The following is a 792-nucleotide window of genomic DNA, read 5'->3' on the forward strand; positions in this document are numbered from 1 at the left end:
CCTCCCCCATCGCAGCTGTCGCCAGCTCCAAGCCAGTCTCTTGCTGCTGGTGGCCTTCGTTGAAGGTCACGGCCTCTCTTCGCTTGACAGAGGGGGAAGCCCTTGTAGTTTGACATGAGAGGCTCGACCCGGCTTGCCGGGGCGGGTCCTCTCGATGGAAGGGTTGGGCGTCATCGTGGATGCGATGCTGATCGTTGAGGGCTACTTGCCGGCGGACACGATGAATGCAGTACCTGCGACAAAACTTGCGAGGGCTGGAACAACGCAAGCAACAGCGAAGGCCGTAGATAGCCAATTGGCCACTGTTCTATCTTGAACGGACGTGATCAGACGAGGTACCGCCGTGAGCAATGCGAGACCCTGCAGCACAAGGGCGACAAACACCGTGAGAGCAAGAGCAAGAAGGATGACCGGTCCACTGAGCGTGGGGGGCTTGACTTCCGCTGCTGCGCTGCCAAAAAGCGCTGCTAGAAACGCAAGGGCAAAGACCCCAGGCGCGATCAATAGTTTTCTGGGGAAGGGTCCCTTCTGATTCATGGGATCAATCTCTATAGCAGGCGATGAAAGTGTGTTCATTGGCGTCGAAAGATGCGACTCGTGACGCCCAACGTTCGACATGAGCGGCATGCGCAGGTGGGCGAAGCCCGCCGGAGCATGTCCGCTCGATGGAGGGGTTAGGCACCGGCAACGACTTCGATTTTGGGCCGAGCGAGTGAGCGGCAGACGCATACGTGCCGGAACATGAGCGATCGCTAGCCATACTGAACGATTGCCTTCGCCTTTGCACACGGA

The 792-nt window shown here is 58.6% G+C and carries 1 protein-coding gene; it reads right to left on the minus strand.

Translation table 11 applies throughout. The features are described 5' to 3' along the window. Positions 1–201: 201 nt before the first annotated feature. Positions 202–792, minus strand: a 591-nt coding sequence (locus E8D38_RS28725) for a hypothetical protein (protein WP_219851894.1), incomplete at its 5' end; no start/stop codon positions are given.

Source organism: Methylibium rhizosphaerae (assembly GCF_006386545.1).
Taxonomy (GTDB): domain Bacteria; phylum Pseudomonadota; class Gammaproteobacteria; order Burkholderiales; family Burkholderiaceae_C; genus Pseudorivibacter; species Pseudorivibacter rhizosphaerae.